General features: G+C 66.3%; 19 protein-coding genes. 9 read left to right on the top strand and 10 right to left on the bottom strand.

The window, feature by feature from the left end:
• The first annotated feature begins 81 nt into the window (after window positions 1-81).
• Together VG556_RS08870 and arsC are read left to right on the top strand one after the other, a co-directional pair.
• The gene (locus VG556_RS08870) at window positions 82-1,236 is read left to right on the top strand and encodes a phospholipase A (protein ID WP_032958894.1); all 1,155 of its coding nucleotides are present in this window, start codon (window positions 82-84) and stop codon (window positions 1,234-1,236) included.
• On the top strand, window positions 1,236-1,577 hold the full coding sequence (gene arsC, locus VG556_RS08865) for an arsenate reductase (glutaredoxin) (protein ID WP_100450321.1): 342 nt from the start codon (window positions 1,236-1,238) through the stop codon (window positions 1,575-1,577). Before VG556_RS08870 ends, arsC begins: the two co-directional genes overlap by 1 nt.
• A gap of 71 nt (window positions 1,578-1,648) precedes the next feature.
• Here the strand turns inward: arsC and VG556_RS08860 are convergent, their stop codons facing one another.
• From VG556_RS08860 to VG556_RS08850, 3 genes are all read right to left on the bottom strand, one after another.
• Window positions 1,649-2,284 carry a glutathione S-transferase family protein gene (locus tag VG556_RS08860; protein ID WP_014647724.1) on the bottom strand — a complete coding sequence of 212 codons (636 nt, stop codon included), beginning with the start codon at window positions 2,282-2,284 and terminating at the stop codon, window positions 1,649-1,651.
• A 57-nt stretch (window positions 2,285-2,341) separates the two neighbouring features.
• A complete protein-coding gene (locus VG556_RS08855; protein WP_046431623.1) occupies window positions 2,342-2,680 on the bottom strand; it encodes a hypothetical protein in 339 nt (112 codons plus the stop codon).
• Between the two features lie 125 nt (window positions 2,681-2,805).
• On the bottom strand, window positions 2,806-4,323 hold the full coding sequence (locus tag VG556_RS08850) for a fumarate hydratase (RefSeq protein WP_014647726.1): 1,518 nt from the start codon (window positions 4,321-4,323) through the stop codon (window positions 2,806-2,808).
• Between the two features lie 147 nt (window positions 4,324-4,470).
• Here VG556_RS08850 and VG556_RS08845 point away from each other — a divergent pair, with 147 nt between their 5' ends.
• The 4 genes from VG556_RS08845 (at window position 4,471) to VG556_RS08830 (ending at window position 8,826) form a co-directional block, all read left to right on the top strand.
• A complete protein-coding gene (locus VG556_RS08845; protein ID WP_100450322.1) occupies window positions 4,471-5,367 on the top strand; it encodes an RNA polymerase sigma-70 factor in 897 nt (298 codons plus the stop codon).
• Window positions 5,368-5,403: 36 nt separating this feature from the next.
• Window positions 5,404-5,856, top strand: coding sequence for a carboxymuconolactone decarboxylase family protein (locus VG556_RS08840; RefSeq protein ID WP_046431628.1), 453 nt, complete (start codon window positions 5,404-5,406; stop codon window positions 5,854-5,856).
• 239 nt (window positions 5,857-6,095) lie between these two features.
• The gene (locus tag VG556_RS08835) at window positions 6,096-7,967 is read left to right on the top strand and encodes an ABC transporter ATP-binding protein (protein WP_100450323.1); all 1,872 of its coding nucleotides are present in this window, start codon (window positions 6,096-6,098) and stop codon (window positions 7,965-7,967) included.
• 79 nt (window positions 7,968-8,046) lie between these two features.
• Window positions 8,047-8,826, top strand: coding sequence for a ferredoxin--NADP reductase (locus tag VG556_RS08830; RefSeq protein ID WP_014647730.1), 780 nt, complete (start codon window positions 8,047-8,049; stop codon window positions 8,824-8,826).
• Window positions 8,827-8,901: 75 nt separating this feature from the next.
• On the opposite strand, the gene VG556_RS08825 is transcribed toward VG556_RS08830, so the two are convergent.
• Entirely contained in the window at window positions 8,902-9,381 is a 480-nt protein-coding gene (locus tag VG556_RS08825; RefSeq protein WP_100450324.1) for a glutathione peroxidase, read from the bottom strand.
• A 130-nt stretch (window positions 9,382-9,511) separates the two neighbouring features.
• Here VG556_RS08825 and VG556_RS08820 point away from each other — a divergent pair, with 130 nt between their 5' ends.
• Window positions 9,512-11,680: a M3 family metallopeptidase gene (locus VG556_RS08820; RefSeq protein ID WP_014647732.1), complete on the top strand. Its 2,169-nt coding sequence runs from the start codon at window positions 9,512-9,514 to the stop codon at window positions 11,678-11,680.
• A 112-nt stretch (window positions 11,681-11,792) separates the two neighbouring features.
• Here the strand turns inward: VG556_RS08820 and cfa are convergent, their stop codons facing one another.
• Genes cfa through VG556_RS08805 form a run of 3 tightly spaced genes read right to left on the bottom strand, consistent with a single transcriptional unit; the run spans window position 11,793 to window position 14,149 of the window.
• Window positions 11,793-12,908: a cyclopropane fatty acyl phospholipid synthase gene (gene cfa / locus VG556_RS08815; protein WP_100450326.1), complete on the bottom strand. Its 1,116-nt coding sequence runs from the start codon at window positions 12,906-12,908 to the stop codon at window positions 11,793-11,795.
• Window positions 12,909-12,927: 19 nt separating this feature from the next.
• Complete coding sequence (locus VG556_RS08810; protein ID WP_049405891.1) at window positions 12,928-13,809, bottom strand: DUF3298 and DUF4163 domain-containing protein; 882 nt, start codon at window positions 13,807-13,809, stop codon at window positions 12,928-12,930.
• A 37-nt stretch (window positions 13,810-13,846) separates the two neighbouring features.
• Entirely contained in the window at window positions 13,847-14,149 is a 303-nt protein-coding gene (locus VG556_RS08805) for a GNAT family N-acetyltransferase (RefSeq protein ID WP_006455911.1), read from the bottom strand.
• Between the two features lie 208 nt (window positions 14,150-14,357).
• Between VG556_RS08805 and VG556_RS08800 the strand changes: the two genes are divergently transcribed.
• Window positions 14,358-14,519, top strand: a complete 162-nt coding sequence (locus VG556_RS08800; RefSeq protein WP_014037806.1) for a hypothetical protein — start codon at window positions 14,358-14,360, stop codon at window positions 14,517-14,519.
• 43 nt (window positions 14,520-14,562) lie between these two features.
• Here the strand turns inward: VG556_RS08800 and VG556_RS08795 are convergent, their stop codons facing one another.
• Both VG556_RS08795 and VG556_RS08790 read right to left on the bottom strand, forming a co-directional pair.
• On the bottom strand, window positions 14,563-15,189 hold the full coding sequence (locus tag VG556_RS08795; protein ID WP_014647735.1) for a rhomboid family intramembrane serine protease: 627 nt from the start codon (window positions 15,187-15,189) through the stop codon (window positions 14,563-14,565).
• 7 nt (window positions 15,190-15,196) lie between these two features.
• Window positions 15,197-16,762 (bottom strand): oligopeptide:H+ symporter, encoded by a 1,566-nt coding sequence (locus VG556_RS08790; RefSeq protein WP_049405896.1) that lies wholly within the window; start codon window positions 16,760-16,762, stop codon window positions 15,197-15,199.
• Between the two features lie 162 nt (window positions 16,763-16,924).
• Between VG556_RS08790 and VG556_RS08785 the strand changes: the two genes are divergently transcribed.
• Window positions 16,925-17,773, top strand: coding sequence for an endonuclease/exonuclease/phosphatase family protein (locus tag VG556_RS08785; RefSeq protein WP_032958883.1), 849 nt, complete (start codon window positions 16,925-16,927; stop codon window positions 17,771-17,773).
• Between the two features lie 131 nt (window positions 17,774-17,904).
• On the opposite strand, the gene VG556_RS08780 is transcribed toward VG556_RS08785, so the two are convergent.
• Window positions 17,905-18,516 (bottom strand): superoxide dismutase, encoded by a 612-nt coding sequence (locus VG556_RS08780; protein ID WP_005410310.1) that lies wholly within the window; start codon window positions 18,514-18,516, stop codon window positions 17,905-17,907.
• Window positions 18,517-18,644: the final 128 nt, after the last annotated feature.

The raw sequence follows: 18,644 nt of genomic DNA, 5'->3' as shown, positions 1-18,644 counted from the left end.
TGCATAAACGGTGGGGCTGGCCGCGATCCGGTGCAGCCGCCACACTGTGCGATTCCCGTATCCATCGAAGGGCCTGCTGCAATGACCCTCCCCACGCTGCTTCCCCGTCTGGCGCCGCTGGCGCTTGCCCTGGCCAGTGCACCGTTGGCTGCGCAGGAGTTCGCGCCCAGCGCCGACACCTCGCCGGCCGCCTGCGCGGCGATCACCACCGACGCGGCCCGCCTGGCCTGCTATGACCGCCTCTTCGGGCATACCCCGGAGGCCACCGCCGCCGCCGATGCCGCCGCCGAATCGGCTGCGCAGGCGCGCCGCGAGGAACGACAGACCGCGCGCGTGAGCCAGGGCGAGGAAAAGCTGCGCGAGCGGGTCAGCGACCTGTTCCGTCCGGCGGCACCGGACAGCGCGCTGGCCAATGCTGGCCGCGGTTCGCTGCTGGATAGCCGCTGGGAGCTGGCCGAGGACTCCAAGCTGGGGCCCTTCCAGCTGCGTGCCTACAAGCCGGTGTACCTGCTGCCGGCGTTCTGGACCAGCGACCGCAACACCACGCCGCATTCGCCGAACCCGGCCAACAGCGTGACGACCCCGCAGGTACTCGACAGTACCGAGCTGAAGTTCCAGATCAGCTTCAAGACCAAGATCGCCGAGAACCTGTTCGGCGACAACGGCGACATCTGGGCTGGCTACACCCAGAGTTCGCGCTGGCAGGCCTACAACAGCGAGGATTCGCGCCCGTTCCGCGAAACCAACTACGAACCCGAAGTGATGATGGTGTTCCGCAACGGCTACTCGATCGGTGGCTGGCGCGGGCGCATGACCGGTATCAGCCTCAACCACCAGTCCAACGGACGGGCCGATCCGCTCTCGCGCAGCTGGAACCGGGTCATGCTCAACATCGGCCTGGATCGCGAGAACTGGGCGCTGGTGCTGCGCCCGTGGTACCGCATCCCGGAAAGCCGCAGCGAAGACAATAATCCGGACATCGAGGATTACATGGGCCGGGGTGACGCGACCCTGATCTGGAACCGCAACGGGCATGAAGTCGCGCTGATGGCGCGTCATTCGCTGCGCACCGGCAGCCGCTCCCACGGTGCACTGCAGCTGGATTACGGCTTTCCGATCAGCAATCTGCTGCGTGGCCATGTGCAGGTCTTCGACGGCTATGGCGAGAGCATGATCGACTACAACCACAAGGCCACCTATGTGGGCGTGGGCGTGTCGCTGCTGGAGTGGTTCTGATGGACGTGACGATCTGGCACAACCCGGCCTGCAGCAACTCGCGCGGCGCACTGAAGCTGATCCGCGATGCGGGCTTCGACCCGGTGGTGATCGAGTACCTGGGCACCCCACCCGACGCGGCCACGCTGCGCCAGGTGCTGGCCGAGTCGGCCCTGAGCGCGCGCGACCTGGTGCGCAGCAAGGAGACCCAGTTCGCCGAACTCGGGCTGGAAGATGCCGACGATGCCGCCCTGCTGGCTGCGATGGCCGAACACCCGCGCCTGATCAACCGCCCCGTGGTGCGCACGCCCAAGGGCACACGGCTGTGCCGCCCGCCGGAAACGGTGCTGGAGATCCTGTAACGGAAAAGGGGACGGAGGGGATTAAGTCGTTTGTGCACAAACGACTTAATCCCCTCCGTCCCCTTTTCTGGTTACCGCCAGTCGGTGATGCCTTCGCGGCGGTAGGCCTCGGCGAACGCCGGGCGCGCCTTCATCGAGGTGGCATGTGCCTTGAGCGACGGCCAGGTGTCACTGGGCCTGGGCATGTTGCGCGACCAGCGCATCAGCATCACCAGCATGTAGTCGACCACGCAGGGCGTGGCGCCCAGCAGGTAGGGCCCATGCGCCAGCAGGTGCGTGGCCACATGCTGCCAGGCCGCTTCCAGGCGCTGTCGCGCCATCTCGCGACTGGCCTCCACGTTTGCCTCGCCCGCCACCTCGTGCGGATAGAACCAGGCGCGATAGGCCGGCTGCAACGTATTGGCACACCAGAACATCCAGCGGTAGGCATCGGCGCGCTGCGGCGTGCCCAGTGCCGGCAACAAGCCGGCGTCCGGATGGCGGTCGGCCAGGTACAGGGCGATCGCCGCCGCTTCAGTCAGTACCAGGCCATCGATCAGCAGCGTCGGCACCACGCCGGCCGGATTCAGTGCCAAGTACTCCGCCGACTTGTGCTCGCGCGCGTCGAAATCCAGCAGCACCAACTCGTGCTCGATGCCGAGCTCGATCAGCAGCCAGTGCACCACCAGCGCGGCGGTGCTTGTCGAACCATACAGCGTGGTGCTCATGCGGCGGATCCTGTGCAGGTGGGCCGGCCGATTGTGCGCCCGTGCGGGAGCCGTCGCTCAGCCGCAGCTGCTCATGCAGGTATCGCGGCGCTCGCCACAGGACATCATCGGCGCGCGCAGCGTGCAGTCATGCGTCTTCAGTTCGCAGGCACGGCGCAGGTCCGGGTTGTCCACGTCCTTGCAGCGCTTGTCCGGCGCCGGCACCATCCGCTGCTCGCAATTGCTCTGGCGGCTGCCGAGAGAGTCATTCTGCGCCATGCAGCTGCGATAGCCGGCCTGGCACTGCATGCGGCATTGCGCCGATGCAGGGAAATCCGCGCCTTCGTACGACGCCGGGGTGCTGCAGCCGGCCAGGGCCAGCAGCACGCCGGCCACGATGAAGCGATGCAGGGCCATGGACACGTCCTGTGCGAGGGTGTGCCGACCGTAGCAGAGCCAGGGCTACAGGCGTGTTAATCCTGCCTCCAGATACAGCAACGGCGCCACAGGGGCGCCGTTGTCCGGACCGAAGCGTGCGGGAATTACTCCACCACCACCGGAATCTTGCCGATGCGGGCCTGCCACTCGCGCGGGCCGGTCTTGTGCACCGATTCGCCGGCGGAGTCGACGGCCACGGTCACTGGCATGTCCTGCACGGTGAACTCGTAGATCGCCTCCATGCCCAGGTCAGCGAAACCGACCACCTTGGCCGCCTTGATCGCCTTGGACACCAGGTAGGCCGAGCCACCGACGGCCATCAGGTAGGCCGACTTGTGCTTCTTGATCGCCTCGATCGCGGCCGGGCCGCGCTCGGCCTTGCCGACCATGCCCAGCAGGCCGGTCTGTGCCAGCACCTGCTCGGTGAACTTGTCCATGCGGGTCGCCGTGGTCGGGCCGGCCGGGCCCACCACTTCGTCACGCACCGGATCGACCGGGCCGACGTAGTAGATGAAGCGGCCCTTCAGATCGACCGGCAGCTGCTCGCCCTTGTTGAGCATGTCGACCATGCGCTTGTGCGCGGCGTCGCGGCCGGTGAGCAGCTTGCCGTTGAGCAGCAGGGTCTGGCCCGGCTTCCAGCTGGCCACGTCTTCCGGGGTAATCGTATCCAGGTCCACCCGGGTGCCCTTGGATGCGTCGTAGGTCAGCTTCGGCCAGTCTTCCAGCGACGGCGGGTCCAGCATCACCGGGCCGCTGCCATCCAGGGTGAAGTGCGCATGGCGGGTGGCCGCGCAGTTCGGGATCATCGCCACCGGCAGGTTGGCCGCGTGGGTTGGGTAGTCGTTGATCTTGATGTCGAGCACGGTGGTCAGGCCACCCAGGCCCTGCGCACCGATGCCCAGCGCGTTGACCTTCTCGTACAGCTCCAGGCGCAGCTCCTCGATGCGGTTGGACGCACCACGGGCCTGCAGCTCGGTGATGTCGATCGGCTCCATCAGCGCTTCCTTGGCCAGCAGCATCGCCTTCTCGGCGGTGCCACCGATGCCGATGCCCAGCATGCCCGGCGGGCACCAGCCGGCGCCCATGGTCGGCACGGTCTTCAGCACCCAGTCGACAATCGAGTCGGACGGATTGAGCATGGCGAACTTGGTCTTCGCTTCCGAACCACCGCCCTTGGCGGCGACGATCACGTCGACTTTGTTGCCCGGCACCACCTTGACGTTGACCACGCCCGGGGTGTTGTCCCTGGTGTTGATGCGCTTGCCTGCCGGATCGGCCAGCACCGAGGCGCGCAGCTTGTTGTCCGGGTGCATGTAGGCGCGGCGCACGCCTTCATTGGCCATGTCTTCCACGCCCATGGTGGCGTCATCCCAACGCACGTCCATGCCGATTTCCAGGAAAACGGTGACGATGCCGGTGTCCTGGCAGATCGGGCGGTGGCCCTCGGCGCACATGCGCGAATTGATCAGGATCTGCGCCATCGCTTCCTTCGCGGCCGGCGACTCCTCGCGCTCGTAGGCGGCGGCAAGGTTCTTGATGTAGTCGACCGGGTGGTAGTACGAGATGTACTGCAGCGCGTCGGCGATGGACTGGATGAGGTCTTCCTGCTTGATCGATGTCACGTCTTGCTCGCTTGCTCGAGGCTGGCGGGGGTAATCCACCCATTTTACCCCCTCCCCCCGGCCCCGGGGTGGTAGTGCCGGCCGCTGGCCGGCAAGATTCCCCCGACGCTCTGTCACGCCACGCGCCACTGCGGCGTCCTTGCCCACATGAACGCCGAAACCGCTTTCCAGACCCACCGCCCGCGCCTGATGGCGCTGGCCTACCGCCTGCTCGGCAGCCGCACCGACGCCGAAGACGTGGTCCAGGACGCCTGGCTGCGCTGGTCCGGCGCCGATCCTGCGGCCGTCCGCGATGCCGAGGCCTGGCTGGTCACCACCACCACCCGGCTCGGCCTGGACCGGCTGCGTGCGGCCAAGCGCGAGCGCGTCCACTACGTCGGCCCATGGCTGGCCGAACCGCTGGCGGTCACCCTGGAGCCGGACCCGGCGCCCGGTCCGGCCCAGCTGCATGCGCTGGCCGACGACGTCTCGGTCGCTTTCCTGACCCTGCTCGAACACCTCGGCCCCGAGGAACGCGCCGCCTTCCTGCTGAAGGAGGCGTTCGACCACGACTACCGTGAGATCGCCGAGCTGATCGGCCACAGCGAGGCCAACTGCCGGCAGCTGGTGCACCGTGCCCGGCAACGCCTGCAGGCCGGACGACCGCGCTTCAATGCCGATGCCAGCCAGCACCGGCAGCTGCTGGCGCGCTTCATGGAGGCCTCGCAGCGCGGCGACAGCGACGCGATCCAGGCCCTGCTGCACGCCAACGCGGTGCTGGTTTCCGACGGCGGTGGCGTGGTCACTGCGGCGGTGCGGCCGCTGCTGGGCGCCGAACGCATCGGCCGCCTGTTCTGGGCCATCGCCCGCCGCGGCGCGGTGCATCCCGCCCAGCTGGGCTACGTCAACGGCGAGCCGGCGATCCTGCGCTTCCAGGGTGAGCGCCTGCATTCGGTCACCACCATCGAAGTGGTCGATGGCCGCATCGCCAACGTGTACAGCGTGTTGAATCCGGAAAAGCTGCCGGGTGTTGTCACGCGCGATGACGGTACGGCGTCCTGGTAGTGAAAGGCGGCCACCGTGGCCGCCGTGGAGCCGAAAATGTCCGACCACGCCTCTCCCCGCGTCCCCTACACCCGCCTGGCCGCCGAGGCCTTCAAGGGCCTGCTGGCCACCAGCCAGGCCGTGCATGACAGCTCGATCGATCCGACCCTGATGGAACTGGTGTTCCTGCGCGTGTCGCAGCTCAACGGCTGCGGCTACTGCATGGACATGCACGGCACCGCGCTGCGCAAGGGCGGCATCGAGCCGCGCAAGCTGGACACCCTGCCCGCCTGGCACGAAAGCCGCTTCTTCGATGCCCGCGAGCGCGCGGCACTGGGCTGGGCCGAGGCGCTGACCCGGCTGACCGACGGCGCGCCGTCGCAGGCCGCGTTCGATGCCCTGGCACCGCACTTCGATGAGAAGGGCATCAGTGACCTGAGCATGGGCATCGCGGTGATCAATGCCTGGAACCGCCTCGGTGCGGGGTTGCTGCCGCCGCTGCCGGCCTGACCCACCCCGCCTTTGACAGTTCACCGGTGATGCCGGTAGGTGTCGACCTTGGTCGACACGGTAGATCCACGCTACGCATGGATACGGGAGGGTCGGATCCCTTCGCTTCGCGAAGGGCTCTGACCCGCTGTGGGTCGCTGGGGTCAGAGCCCTTTGCCGCGCAAAGGGATCTGACCCCGGTGCCGGCAACACGGCTGCACTGACTCCCCCTGCACGTATCACGCGCGCACAATACGCGCATGCCTGCCATCCCCACCGCTGGCGCTGCCGCCGCGAAGAAACCCAGCCTGCGCCAGCGCTTCAGGGCGATGCGCAACCTGCCGCCGTTCCTGCGCATGGTCTGGCAGACCAGCCCCGCGCTCACCCTGGCCAGCCTGGGGCTGCGCCTGATCCGTGCGCTGCTGCCGGTGGCGATGCTGTACGTCGGCAAGCTGATCATCGACAGCGCCCTGCACCTGAGCCAGCACGACGCCGGTTTCCCGCCGCTGGGCGAGGCGCTGTCCAGCGGCATGCTCAATCCGCTGCTGGGCCTGCTGGCGCTGGAATTCGGCCTGGCCATCGCCTCGGACCTGCTCGGCCGGCTGGTCAGCTATGCCGACGCGCTGCTGTCGGAACTGTTCGCCAACGTCACCAGCATCCGGCTGATGGAACACGCGGCGACGCTGGATCTGGAGGACTTCGAGGACCCGGACCTGCAGGACAAGCTGGACCGTGCGCGGCGCCAGACCATGGGCCGGATGAACCTGATGAGCCAGCTGTTCGGCCAGGTGCAGGACGCGATCACCGTGGCCAGCCTCGCCGTCGGCCTGCTGGTCTACGCGCCGTGGCTGATCCTGCTGCTTGCGCTGGCACTGGTGCCGGCCTTCATCGGCGAATCGCACTTCAACGCGGCCGGTTACAGCCTCAACTTCCAATGGACGCCCGAGCGCCGCCAGCTCGACTACCTGCGCCAGCTCGGTGCCAGCGTGGAAACGGCCAAGGAAGTGAAGATCTACAACCTGCACCGCTTCCTGGTCGAGCGCTATCGGCGCCTGTCGGTGGCGCTGTTCCAGGCCAACCGTGCCCTGGCACGGCGCCGGGCGTTCTGGGGCACGCTGCTGGCTGCGCTGGGCACGCTGGGCTACTACACCGCCTACGCCTACATCGCCTGGCGCACGGTGCGCGGCGATTTCTCGATCGGCGACCTGACCTTCCTTGCCGGCAGCTTCCTGCGCCTGCGCCAACTGCTGGAAGGCCTGCTGATCGGCTTCTCGCAGGTGGCCAGCCAGGCGCTGTACCTGGACGACCTGTTCTCGTTCTTCCAGATCGAGCCGGAAATCCACTCGCGCGAAGGCGCCATACGCGTGCCGCAGCCGATCCGCCAGGGCTTCGTGTTCGAGAACGTCGGCTTCCGCTATCCCGATGCCGAACAGTGGGCGGTGCGCCACCTTGATTTCCAGCTGCAGGCCGGCGAAGTGCTGGCCCTGGTCGGCGAGAACGGCGCCGGCAAGACCACCCTGGTGAAGCTGCTGGCACGCCTGTACGAACCGGACGAGGGCCGCATCCTGCTCGATGGCCGCGACCTGCGCGACTACGACCTGGACGACCTGCGCGCCAACCTCGGGGTGATCTTCCAGGACTTCGTGCGCTACAACCTCAGCGCCGGCGAGAACATCGGCGTCGGCCAGGTCGAGGCCATGGACGACCGGGCGCGCATCGCCGACGCCGCGCGCCGCGGCATGGCCGAGGAAGTGATCGAGGAGCTGCCCGGTGGCTACGACCAGCTGATCGGCCGCCGTTTCAAGCAGGGCGTGGACCTGTCCGGTGGCCAGTGGCAGAAGATCGCCATTGCCCGCGCGTGGATGCGCAATGCGCAGGTGATGATCCTGGATGAGCCAACGGCAGCACTGGATGCGCGCAGTGAATTCGAGGTGTTCCAGCGGTTCAGGGAACTGGCGGATAATCGCACCGCCGTATTGATTTCCCACCGTTTTTCCTCGGTCCGCATGGCCGATCGCATCCTGGTGCTGGCCGATGGTCGGATCGAGGCCAGTGGCACCCACGCCCAGCTGATGGCACAGGGCGGCCGCTATGCCGAGCTGTTCGAGCTGCAGGCGGCGGGTTACCGCTGAGAACGCCTCTCGTTCCGCCCAATGAGAACCCGTCTCATTTGAGATAGAATTCCCCCGACGACTTTTGATAGATACGCCCATGTCCTCCGCTTTTGGCGCCGAAACGGTGCTTGAGGTCCGTCACTGGACCGACGCCTACTTCAGTTTCACCACCACCCGCGACAGCGGCTTCCGCTTCGAGAACGGCCAGTTCGTGATGATCGGCCTGGAAACCGAGGCACGGCCGCTGCTGCGTGCGTACTCCATCGCCAGCGCCAACTGGGAAGAGCATCTGGAGTTCTTCAGCATCAAGGTGCAGGACGGCCCGCTGACCTCGCGCCTGCAGCACATCAAGCCGGGCGACAAGGTGCTGGTCGGCAAGAAGCCCACCGGCACCCTGCTGATCAGCGACCTGCACCCGGGCAAGAACCTGTACCTGCTGGGCACGGGTACCGGCATGGCGCCGTGGCTGTCGGTCATCAAGGACCCGGAGACCTACGAGCGCTTCGAGAAGGTGATCCTCTGCCACGGCGTGCGCTACGAAAAGGATCTGGCCTACCGCGATTACTTCGAGAGGGAGCTGCGTGAGCACGAGTTCCTGGGCGAGATGATCGGCGACAAGCTGCTGTACTACCCGGCCGTCACCCGCGAGCCGTTCGCCAACCAGGGCCGCCTGACCTCGCTGATGGAAAGCGGCCAGATGCAGCGCACCCTCGGCCTGCCGGAGCTGAGCCCGGAAAACGACCGCGCGATGATCTGCGGCAGCCCGCAGATGCTGGCCGACCTGCGTGCTGTGCTCGATGCCCGCGGTTTCCAGGTTTCGCCGCGCATCGGCCAGCCGGGCCACTACGTGTTCGAGCGCGCGTTCGTCGAGAAATGATGCTGCAACGGTAGTGCCGGCCGCTGGCCGGCTCTTCCTGGCCCGCCGGGTTGCCGGCCAGCGGCCGGCACGACCTCACAACAGCGCTTCAATCTCGCCGCTCAGCTGCTCCGGCCGGGTGGTGGGCGCATGCCGCGACACCACCCGCCCCTGGCGATCGACCAGGAACTTGCTGAAATTCCACTTGATGCGGGCACTGCCGAGCACGCCGCGCTTCTCCCGCGCGAGCCACCTCCAGAGCGGGTCGGCCCCCTCGCCGTTGACCTCGATCTTTTCCGACAGCGGGAAGCTGACCGGATAGTCCAGCGAACAGAACTGGCGGATCTGCGCGGCATCACCGGGCTCCTGCGCGCCAAACTGGTTGCACGGGAAGCCGATCACCACCAGGCCGCGCTCGCGGTAGTCCTGCCACAGCTGCTCCAGCCCGGTGTACTGCGGGGTGAAGCCACAGCGGCTGGCGACGTTCACCAGCAGCAACGGGTGGCCCTGGTACCGGGCCAGCGCCTGCGGCTGGCCGTCGAGGTCACGGAAGCTGAAATCGTAGGCAGTGGTCATGGCAGCGGGCCGTGGGCGGTGAACGCATGGTACCCGCGCCCGGCCCCGGCAACATGCCTTTTGACACAAGTGCAGTCGCCGCCGGCCGGGTTACCCTCGGGCCCTTGTTTGCCTTACCGGAGCTTCTACCTTGACCACTCGACTTGCCCTTGCCGTGGCCATGTCCCTCGGCCTTGCCCTGCCCGCCTTCTCGGCCGGCGCCGCCACCCCGGCTGCCAGCACCAATGCCCAGCAGGCCAACCCGTTCTTCGCCGAAAGCCCGCTGCCGCTGCACTTCCCGCAGTTCGACAAGATCAAGGACAGCGACTTCGCACCGGCCTTCGACGCCGGCATGGCGCAGCAGCTGAAGGAAGTGGAGGCGATCGCCAACAACAAGGCCAAGCCGACCTTCGACAACACCATCATCGCGCTGGAAAAGAGCGGTGACATCCTCGACCGTGCGACCACCGTGTTCTTCAGCCTGGTCGGCGCCGATACCAACGACACCCGCAAGAAGCTGCAGGCCGACTACTCGGCGAAGTTTGCCGCGCACAGCGATGCGATCGCGCTGAACGGCAAGCTGTTCGCCCGCATCCAGGCGCTGTACGACACCCGCAGCCAGCTGGGCCTGGACGCCGAAGGCGTGCGCCTGGTCGAGAAGTACTACGACAACTACGTGCGCGCCGGCGCCAAGCTGTCCGAGGCCGACAAGGCCACGCTGAAGGACATGAATGCCGAACTGGCCAATCTGGGCACCAAGTTCAGCCAGAACGTGCAGTCGGAAGTGAACGCTTCGGCAATCACTGTCGACGACGTCAAGGAGCTGGCTGGCCTGTCCAAGGAGCAGATCGCCGCCGCCGCCGAAGCCGCCAAGGCGCGTGGCCTGGAAGGCAAGTACGTGATCACCCTGCTCAACACCACCGGCCAGCCGCCGCTGACCAACCTGGCCAACCGCGCCCTGCGCCAGAAGATCTACGAAGCCTCGACCACCCGCGGCAGCCGCGGCGGTGAGTTCGACAACACCGCGCTGGTCTCGCGCATCATGCAGTTGCGTGCCGACAAGGCCAAGCTGATGGGCTTCCCGAACTTCGCTGCCTACAACCTGACCAACCAGACCGCCAAGACCCCCGAAGCGGTCAACGCGATGCTGGGCAAGCTGGCTCCGGCCGCGGTGGCCAATGCCAAGCGCGAAGCCGCCGACCTGCAGGCGATGATCGACAAGGAGCAGAAGGCCGCGCGCAAGCCGACCTTCCAGCTGGAACCGTGGGACTGGGCCTTCTACAGCGAGAAGGTGCGCCAGGCCAAGTACAACTTCGACGAGTCGCAGCTGAAGCCGTACTTCGAACTGAAGAACGTGCTGGAGAACGGCGTCTTCTACGCCGCCGGCCAGGAATTCGGCCTGACCTTCAAGCAGCGCACCGACCTGCCGGTCTACCACGATGACGTCACCGTCTACGACGTGTTCGACGCCGATGGCAGCCAGCTGGCGATCTTCATCTTCGATCCGTATGCACGCGCCTCCAAGCGTGGCGGTGCGTGGATGAACTCCTACGTCTCGCAGTCCAAGCTGACCGGCTTCAAGCCGGTGGTCGCCAATCACCTGAACATCCCGAAGCCGCCGGCCGGCCAGCCGACCCTGCTGACCTGGGATGAGGTGAACACCACCTTCCACGAGTTCGGCCACGCCCTGCACGGCATGTTCTCCAACGTGAAGTACCCCTACTTCTCGGGCACCTCGGTGCCGCGCGACTTCGTCGAGTTCCCCTCGCAGGTCAACGAGATGTGGGCCGACAACCCGGTCATCCTGAAGAACTACGCCAAGCACTACCAGAATGGTTCGGCGATGCCGCAGGCCCTGCTGGACAAGGTGATTGCCGCATCGAAGTTCAACCAGGGCTTTGCCACCACCGAATACCTGGGGGCGGCGATGCTGGACCAGAACTGGCACCAGATCGGCCCGGACCAGGTGCCGGCGGCCAAGGACGTGATGGCGTTCGAGCGCGCCGCGCTGGAGAAGGACGGCATCTACTACGCGCCGGTTCCGCCGCGCTACAAGACCCCGTACTTCAGCCACATCATGGGCGGCTACTCGGCCGGCTACTACGCCTACATCTGGTCGGAAGTGCTCGACGCCAACACCCAGAAGTGGTTCAAGGACAACGGCGGCCTGAGCCGCAAGAACGGCGACCACTTCCGCGCCACCCTGCTGTCCAAGGGCGGCAGCGTCGACGCGATGCAGCTGTTCCGCGATTTCGCCGGCCACGAGCCGCAGATCGAACCGCTGCTGGAAAAGCGTGGCCTGACCGGCGCCGGCAACTGATCGCCAGCGCAGTCGCCTGAAACGAAAACCGCCCGGGAGACCGGGCGGTTTTTTGTTGTGGTCGGGGTCAGAGCCCGCTTCTGCGAAAAGGGATCCGACCCCAGCCACGCCATCAACGCGGCGCCACGTACCCACCCGGCACGCCTTCCGGCGACAGCACCAGCTGCCACAGCTGCGCGTGCCGGCAGCGGAAGGTGGCCATCGACCCGGCCAGGTAGAAGCGCCACATGCGCCGGAAGTGCTCGTCGTAGTGCGCATCCAGCCGCGGCCACGCTGCTTCCACGTTGCGCCGCCATGCCTGCAGGGTCAGGTCGTAGTCGGTGCCGAAGTTGTGCCAGTCCTCCAGCACGAAACGGCCTTCGAACGCCTTGGTGATCTGCACCGCCGACGGCAGCATCGAGTTGGGGAAGATGTAGCGTGCAATCCATGGATCGGTGCGATGCCGTGAGACGTTGGTGCCGATGGTATGCAACAGCAGCAACCCGCGCGGCGACAGGCAGCGCTTGGCCACTTCGAAGAAACTGGCGTAGTTCTTGTCACCGACGTGCTCGAACATGCCGATCGAGAAGATCGCATCGAACGGTTCGTCCAGTTCACGGTAATCCTGCAGGCGGATCTCGATCGGCAGGCCAGCGCACAACTGCCGCGCGAACTCGGCCTGCTCCTGCGATATGGTCACGCCGACGCCGCTGACACCGTAGCGCTCGGCGGCGAACTTCAGGGCTTCGCCCCAACCGCAGCCAATGTCCAGCACGCGCTGGCCCGGGCGCAGGCCCAGCTTGCGGCAGACCAGGTCGAGCTTGGCCTCCTGTGCGGCGTCGAGGTCGTCGGCGTCGCGCCAATAGCCACAGCTGTAGACTAGGCGCTGGCCGAGCATGGCCTGGTAGAGATCATTGCCGAGGTCGTAATGGCGGCGACCGACTTCGTAACTGCCCTGCCCCGCCTGCAGGTTGAACAGGCGCGCCTTCAGCGCGTCTGCCACTTCGCGCCAGCCGTGCACCCGTTCATCCAGGTGCGCCTGCATCAGGTGGACGAGGAATTCATCCAGGACATTGGCATCCCACCACCCCTCCATGTAGCTCTCGCCCAGGCCGAGCGAGCCGTGGCCCATGACCCGCGCGAAAAAACGCGGGTCATGCACCTGGATGTCCTGTGGCTGGGTGCCGCCGATGCGGACCCCGGCTTCGTGGAGCAGGCCGGCGACCCGCTCCTGCAACCCTGTATCCACGCCACCTCCTCGACTGCGGTCAACCGCGTGCGAACAGCTCCACGTAGTCCTTGGCCACGTGAGGCAACAGCACCGCCGCCGGTACATCGGCGGTCTGGGTGCCGTCCGAGTATGGACCCACCTGGTACGGCGGGAAAACAAAGCGCAGCGCGGTGATCTGCCCCTTGTCGTCGGTCAGTGGCTGGAACTGGCTGAAATTGTCGGCCTGCGGGCCGGTTCCGTCGGCGATCATGCGCGATGCGTTGCGCAGCGATTCCTGCAGCTGGGCCGGGTCCATGTCCTCGCCACTGAGGCGGGTGGCCACGCGTTCGCGCAGCTGGTCGGCGACGAAATCACTGATCGCCTTCCAGCCCTTGGCATCGGCCACCAGCTTGTCGGCACTGAGCATCTGCTGCTGCTGCGGCAGCCACACGAAGCGCGCCACCAGCGGCTCGCCGTGGGCGCCACCCGTGTAGCGGCTGCCGTCGGCACTGACCACCACCAGCTGCGGGGTTTCAAGCAGCTTCTCGAAGCTCAGCGACAGCTCGTAGGGCATGGTCGGCTTGTCGTTGCCCAGCCCGTCCAGCGCCTGCTGCAGGTCGCTGCGCGCACTCGTCGCATAGCTCTGCAGCGCGCGGGCCAGGCCCGGATAACGGTCGATACCGGCCGGGTAGCTGATGCCTACCACTTCGCGCTCGTTGTTCTCGATCACGTCGCGCAGGTCCAGCGGCGCTTCCGTGGCCGGCGTTTCGCCTGCGGCGGTGGCTTCGGCGGCGGGCGCCGCGTCGGTCGCCGGTGCCGGCTCGCTTTCACGCTGGCAACCGGCCAGCAACAGCACGCCCACCACGCCGGCCAACACGCTGCCGTGCAATGGCCGGTTGTTTCCAATCTTCATCGGGATCCCCTGTTCATGTTTGTACATCATCGCCTGCCATGGCTGAAGCGTGACCCGCTGGCGTTCAGCCAACGAGCAGGTCGTGGTACTCCTCGTGGCGCTGCAGGAAGGCTTCGGCGTAGGAACATGCCGGCACCACCTTGTATTTCTGCTCGCGCGCGAAACGCAGTGCCACGCGGGTCAGCTCACCGGCGATGCCACGGCCGGCGATCGGCTCGGGCACCTCGGTATGGGTGATGACCATGCGCCTGCGCTTGATCTGGTAATCGAGCACCGCCAGCTGTCCGCGCACACGTGCGGTGAAGCGGTGGTTGGCCAGGTCGTGCTCGACCTCATAGGCCAGACCGGGGGGCGTGACCGAAGCCATGGAACTGTCTCCTGCGGCGACTGCGTGGATGGTGCGCAGCCGGGCGCCATGATCGCGTGAAGCCTGAACAGGGGCAAGTCCAGTCCATTCACGTCAGTTTTCGCCCTCAAGCTGGAGGCGGGCCGGCCGCTATCGCCTATGGAGGGGTACGGCCAGGCTGGCACGACCCTTGCGACCGTTGACCATGCGCACCACCGTGGAGGCTCCCATGCACGCCAGCAATTCCCATTCCGATACCGACCGCGCCCTGCTGGAGGGCCTGCTGCAACTGGCGGTGGAAGGGCAGACCGAGGATCAGGATTTCCAGCGCATCGGCGAGGAAGTGTTCGCCCGCCTGCTGGATACCTACGGCCAGCAGACCGCAGCCTGACCCGGCCGGGGCGGATCGGACCCGATCCGCCCCGCTACCCGCATCAACCGCCGCCGAGGCGGAAGGTCGGGTTGGAGAGTTCGCGCAGGAAGTGGGTGAAGATGCTCGGCTGCATGGCCAGCATGAAGATCACGCCAAACGCCGCACCTGCCAGGTGCGCGCTGTGGTTGATGCGGTCGCCACCGCGCCTGTCCATCCAGATGCTGTAGCCGACGTAGAACGCGGCATAGATGATCGCCGGTGCCGGGATGAAGAACACCAGGATGATCGACCACGGCTTGATCAGGATGAAGGCGAACAGCACCGCCGATACCGCCCCGGACGCCCCGAGGCTGAGGTAGTTCGGGTTCTTCTGGTTCTTCAGGTAGCTGGGCAGGATCGAGACCAGCAGCGCGCCGATGTAGAACGCCGGGTAGGTCAGGTAGCTGCCGGTCAGCTGCACCATCACGCTCTCGATGAATCCCCCGAAGAAGAACAGGGTGATCATGTTGAAGATCAGGTGCGACCAGTCGGCGTGGATGAAGCCATAGGTCACCAGCCGGTCGTACTGGCGGTGACGGTCGATGGCCGGCGGCCACAGGATCAGGCGGTCGGCCAGCTTGCGGTTGTTGAACGCCATCCACGACAGGATGGCGGTGATGGCGATCAACAGCAGATTGACGGGGGTCATGTCAGGCTCAGGCGCTACGGTAGTTGTCAACCATACGATAGCGTTTCGCGTACCAACCGAAGGCCAACGCCGCGACGAAGGCGAAGCCGGCGAAGAAGAACATCAGGAACGCCGCCTCGCTCAGGCCCGTGCCCGCGATCTGGTGGGTGACCGTGTCGTTGCGCACCGCCGCGTTGGACAGCAGCACCCACAGGTTGCCGATGGTGGTGGTCAGGTTCCAGAAGCTCATCACCACGCCCTTCATCGCCTGCGGTGCCTGGCTGTAGGCGAACTCCAGGCCGGTGGCCGAGACCAGCACCTCACCGAAGGTCAGCAGCGCGTACGGCAGCATCTGCCAGAAGATCGACATGGCGTTGCCGCCGTCCATCACCACCTGGATGCCACCCACCACGATCCAGGCCAGGCCACTGAAGGCGATGCCGGCGGTCATGCGGCGCAGCGCGGTCGGTTCGAAGCCGAAGCGGCGCAGGGCCGGGTACAGCACCAGGTTGTTGAACGGAATCAGGATCATCACCAGCAGCGGGTTCAGCGCCTGCATCTGCGAGGCGGTGAACCAGCTTGGCATCTGCATCTGCTGGCCCTGCAGGACCCAGGTCGAGGCCTTCTGGTCGAACAGCGAGAAGAACGGCGTGGTCAGCGCGAAGATCACCAGCACGCGCAGTACCGAGCGCACGCCTTCCACGGCTTCGGCCGGATGCTGGCCACGGGCGCGGTCCAGCTGCAGCCAGGTGCCGCCACCGATGCCGGCAAGGATGGCCACCAGCGCCAGGCACAGGCAGATCACGATACCCAGCGAACCGACCAGGCCGAACGCGGCCACCGCCAGCGCCAGGCCAAGCACGGCGATCACCAGGCCCGGACGGCCCTGGCCAGCCACGCGCGTGGTCAGCGCGGTACGCACCACGTTGGCGAACGAATGCGGGTCCTTCGGCGGCAGCGGCACCAGCACGTAGCGCCTGCGGCCCAGCCAGAACACGAAGGTAGCGATGAACATCAGGATGCCCGGGATGCCGAACGCCCACTGCGGGCCCCAGTTCTTCAGCACCAGCGGGATCAGCAGCGAGGCGAACAGCGAGCCGAAGTTGATGATCCAGTAGAAGGCGTCGAAGACGATCTTGGCCAGGTGCTTGTTGCTCTGGTCGAACTGGTCGCCCATGAACGAGGCCACCAGCGGCTTGATGCCGCCGGCACCGAGCGCGATCAGGCCCAGGCCGAGGAAGAAGCCCTCGCGGCTGTTCTCGAACAGCGCCAGGCACAGGTGGCCGGCGCAGTAGACCAGGCTGAACCAGAGAATGGTGTGGTACTTGCCGAAGAACCGGTCGGCCAGCCAGCCACCGAGCAGCGGGAAGAAATACACGCCGATCATGAAGCTGTGCATGATGTCCTTGGCTTCACCGGCACGGCCTTCGGCAGTGATTTCCTGCAGCAGCAGCGAGGTGATCAGGAACTGCACCAGGATGTTGCGCATCCCGTAGAAACTGAACCGCTCGCAGGCCTCATTGCCGATGATGTACGGAATCTGGCGCGGCATCTTTCCCTGGCCGGCGATGGGGGCGACTGCGTCGTGGCTCATCCTGTAAGGCATTCCTGCAAAGCGAAAGGCGCAAGGTTACCGGAACCGGGGCTTGCGAAGCACGCTGCAGGGCTGCATGACAACGGTGCCAATCCATGGCAGGCAGTGCAGGCCCTGCCGGAAGTCACGGCACCTGCACGACAAAAGCGTAAACTTATCGTTATGAGCCCCCTCGCCCACGCCCGCCTCCTGCTCAGCTGCCTTGCGCTGTTGCTGGCGTTGCAGGCGCAGGCACGACCACAGGCGCCGGCCGCCGTTGCCAGCGAGAGCGATCCCAGGCAGCTGACGGTCGCCGCGCTGGAGCTGCCCAGCCGCGATGACGCGCAATGGAAGCAGCGCCGCGAGCAGGTCGCACAGCTGCTGACCGAGCTGCAGCCGGACGTGATCTCGGTGCAGCAGGTGCTGCAGCAGCAGGGCCGCAACCCGGCCTGCTGGCTGGCCAGCCGGCTGCGCTACAGCTGCGACTTCGTTACCGCCGATCCGCCGAGCCAGCCGCTGCGGCATGGCAACGCCATGCTGACCCGGCTGCCGGTCAGCGAGGACGGCGTGACCCTGCTGCATCCTCCCGGCACCTTCAGCGCGGCCGGCATGATGCGGCTGAGGCTGGGCGAGGCGCTGGTCAACATCTATGTGGCGCGGCTGCGCCCGGACCCGGACGAGGCCAGCGCCCGCCAGCACCAGACCAGCGACCTGATGACCTGGATCGGCGCCACCGCCGAAGGCATGCCGAGCCTGATTGCCGGCGATTTCTCGGCCAGCACGGTGGAACTGGTGCGCAGCACGCCGGGGTTCCAGCCGGCCCGGCGCAATCCCGGCGGCCGTGCCGAGGCGCCGGCGGCCAGTGGGGGCGGCAGCAGCGGCCACGGCCTGGATGTGCTGTTCCAGGTCAAGCACTTTGGCGGCATCCGCCAGCAGCCGATCCTGCTGCCGGCCGACGGCGACCTGCCCGGCCTGCGTCTGGGTGTGATGGCGACCCTGCGCCTGCAGGGCGATACGGCCACCGCGGAATAAGTAGTGCGGGCCGCTGGCCGGCTCCCCCGGTACTGCACGGTTGCCGGCCAGCGGCCGGCACTATCGAACGACTGCTGCAACAGAAAAGGCCGGGGTCTGCCCCGGCCTTCTCATGTCATCCTGTCACGCGATCAGGCGATCGCTTCCTGGTAACGGCGCTCGACTTCATTCCAGTCGATGACGTTGAAGAACGCGCCGATGTATTCCGGGCGGCGGTTCTGGTACTTCAGGTAGTACGCGTGTTCCCACACGTCCAGGCCGAGGATGGGGGTGTTGCCTTCCATCAGCGGGCTGTCCTGGTTGCCGGTGCTCTCGACCACGACCTTCTTGTCCGGGGTCACGCTCAGCCACGCCCAGCCACTGCCGAAACGGGTCAGCGCGGCCTTGGTGAAGGCATCCTTGAACTTGTCGAAACCGCCCAGGTCCTTGTCGATGGCCTTGGCCACGTCGCCCACCGGGTTGCCGCCGGCATTGGGGGCCATCACGGTCCAGAACAGCGAGTGGTTGGCATGGCCACCACCGTTGTTGCGCACCGGGCCCTGCAGGTTCTCCGGCAGCGACTTGAGCTTCTTCACCAGCTCTTCGACCGGCAGGTCAGCGTACTCGGTGCCTTCCAGCGCCGCGTTGACGTTGTTGATGTAGGTCTGGTGATGCTTGGTGTGATGGATTTCCATCGTCGCCGCATCGATATGCGGTTCCAGCGCGTCGTAGGCATAGGACAGCTTGGGCAGGGTGTAGGCCATGATGCATCTCCTGATTGCGAGGGCACCCGACGATGTCGGGCGGTGCGCGGTGAATGATGGGGACAGACCGCCAGATTACCAAGGGGGATGTAAAGGAAATTGCGTCCTGCCAGTGAGCACGACGGCAA

Source organism: Stenotrophomonas sp. CASM106 (assembly GCF_049384825.1).
Lineage (GTDB): Bacteria > Pseudomonadota > Gammaproteobacteria > Xanthomonadales > Xanthomonadaceae > Stenotrophomonas > Stenotrophomonas muris.
This window is presented reverse-complemented; position numbering and strand designations above follow the sequence as displayed.

Excerpts from the sequence above, each read along its gene's own strand:
- VG556_RS08870 (WP_032958894.1), top strand. The coding sequence starts at position 82 with ATGACCCTCCCCACGCTGCTTCCCCGTCTGGCGCCGCTGGCGCTTGCC.
- arsC (WP_100450321.1), top strand. The coding sequence starts at position 1,236 with ATGGACGTGACGATCTGGCACAACCCGGCCTGCAGCAACTCGCGCGGC.
- VG556_RS08860 (WP_014647724.1), bottom strand. The coding sequence starts at position 2,284 with ATGAGCACCACGCTGTATGGTTCGACAAGCACCGCCGCGCTGGTGGTG.
- VG556_RS08855 (WP_046431623.1), bottom strand. The coding sequence starts at position 2,680 with ATGGCCCTGCATCGCTTCATCGTGGCCGGCGTGCTGCTGGCCCTGGCC.
- VG556_RS08845 (WP_100450322.1), top strand. The coding sequence starts at position 4,471 with ATGAACGCCGAAACCGCTTTCCAGACCCACCGCCCGCGCCTGATGGCG.
- VG556_RS08840 (WP_046431628.1), top strand. The coding sequence starts at position 5,404 with ATGTCCGACCACGCCTCTCCCCGCGTCCCCTACACCCGCCTGGCCGCC.
- VG556_RS08835 (WP_100450323.1), top strand. The coding sequence starts at position 6,096 with ATGCCTGCCATCCCCACCGCTGGCGCTGCCGCCGCGAAGAAACCCAGC.
- VG556_RS08830 (WP_014647730.1), top strand. The coding sequence starts at position 8,047 with ATGTCCTCCGCTTTTGGCGCCGAAACGGTGCTTGAGGTCCGTCACTGG.
- VG556_RS08825 (WP_100450324.1), bottom strand. The coding sequence starts at position 9,381 with ATGACCACTGCCTACGATTTCAGCTTCCGTGACCTCGACGGCCAGCCG.
- VG556_RS08810 (WP_049405891.1), bottom strand. The coding sequence starts at position 13,809 with ATGTACAAACATGAACAGGGGATCCCGATGAAGATTGGAAACAACCGG.
- VG556_RS08805 (WP_006455911.1), bottom strand. The coding sequence starts at position 14,149 with ATGGCTTCGGTCACGCCCCCCGGTCTGGCCTATGAGGTCGAGCACGAC.
- VG556_RS08800 (WP_014037806.1), top strand. The coding sequence starts at position 14,358 with ATGCACGCCAGCAATTCCCATTCCGATACCGACCGCGCCCTGCTGGAG.
- VG556_RS08795 (WP_014647735.1), bottom strand. The coding sequence starts at position 15,189 with ATGACCCCCGTCAATCTGCTGTTGATCGCCATCACCGCCATCCTGTCG.
- VG556_RS08790 (WP_049405896.1), bottom strand. The coding sequence starts at position 16,762 with ATGAGCCACGACGCAGTCGCCCCCATCGCCGGCCAGGGAAAGATGCCG.
- VG556_RS08785 (WP_032958883.1), top strand. The coding sequence starts at position 16,925 with ATGAGCCCCCTCGCCCACGCCCGCCTCCTGCTCAGCTGCCTTGCGCTG.
- VG556_RS08780 (WP_005410310.1), bottom strand. The coding sequence starts at position 18,516 with ATGGCCTACACCCTGCCCAAGCTGTCCTATGCCTACGACGCGCTGGAA.